A 1204-nucleotide genomic window follows, 5' to 3' on the forward strand; every position below is an offset into this window, starting at 1 on the left:
CCCCGGCACCCGCCCCGCCCTCGTCGTCCCCAACGACCTCGACCTCACCTACGCCAAGATCCGCCTCGACACCACGTCCGAGGAGACCGCCCTGCGCGGCATCTCCGGCGTCCCCGACGCCCTCACCCGCGCCGTCCTGTGGAACACCCTGCGCGACATGGTCCGCGACGGCGACCTCGCACCCACCGCCTACCTGGAGACCGCCCGCGCCCACCTCCCCGAGGAGACCGACCTCGCCATCGTCCAGGGCGTCCTCACCTTCGCCGCCACCCAGCTCGCCAACCGCTACCTCCCCGCCCACGACCGGCCCACCGCACTCGCCACCCTCACCTCCCTGTGCCGCGACCTGATCCGCCGCACCGAGGACGGCGACCACCCAGGACTGCGCCTCGTCGCCGTACGCCACCTCATCGACGTCGCAGCCCAGCCCGACACCATCAGCGCCTGGATCTCCGAGGGCACCGTCCCCGGCGGACCCGAACTCGACCCCGAACTGCGCTGGCGCATCCTCGGCCGCCTCTCCGTCCTCGGCGCCGTCGACGACGCCGTCATCGACGCCGAACTCGTCCAGGACCCCAGCGCCACCGGCCAGGAAGGCGCCGCCCGCTGCCGCGCCGCCCTGCCCGACCCCGCCGCCAAGCGCGCCGCCTGGGAGTCGATGTTCAGCACCGACGACCTGTCCAACTACCTCTTCGCCGCCACCGCCCGCGGCTTCTGGCAGCCCGAACAGACAGATCTCGTACGGGAGTACGTGCCGCGTTACTTCGACGAAGCCGTCACCCTCGCCGCCCGCCGCGGCCCCGCCATCGCCGAGGCAGCCGGCCGCCTGGCCTTCCCCGCGTACGCCATCACCGCCCACACCCTCCACCTCGGCGAACAGTGCCTCGCCCAAGCCGACCCGACCCCGGCCCTGCGCCGCCACCTCACCGACCAACTCGACGACCTGGCAAGGGCCCTACGCGTACGAGAGTCATAGCCCCGGTCCTGTCCTGTGCCCCGCCCCCACCCGGGGGACGGGGCACAGCCATGTCCGGCCGGCGCCCTCAAGGGGCCCAGGCCCAGGCCCAGGCCCCCAAGTTCCGGCCGAAGGCCACACGTCCCCCTTTCGGGTACCGATCACCGAACCCACGGACACGTCGCCCCAAACGCGACAAACTGAAAGCTTCGCGCCGCACCCCCCGCCGCGCCCCTGAAACCCGTGGAA

The 1204-nt window shown here is 73.0% G+C and carries 1 protein-coding gene; it reads left to right on the top strand.

Going from position 1 to position 1204, the window contains the following annotated elements:
* A partial coding sequence (locus tag AOK01_RS40070) for an ERAP1-like C-terminal domain-containing protein (RefSeq protein ID WP_213862221.1) occupies positions 1-976 on the top strand: 976 nt, incomplete at its 5' end.
* Positions 977-1204: the final 228 nt, after the last annotated feature.

Origin of the sequence: Streptomyces aurantiacus (assembly GCF_001418335.1) — a bacterium.
Classification (GTDB): domain Bacteria; phylum Actinomycetota; class Actinomycetes; order Streptomycetales; family Streptomycetaceae; genus Streptomyces; species Streptomyces aurantiacus.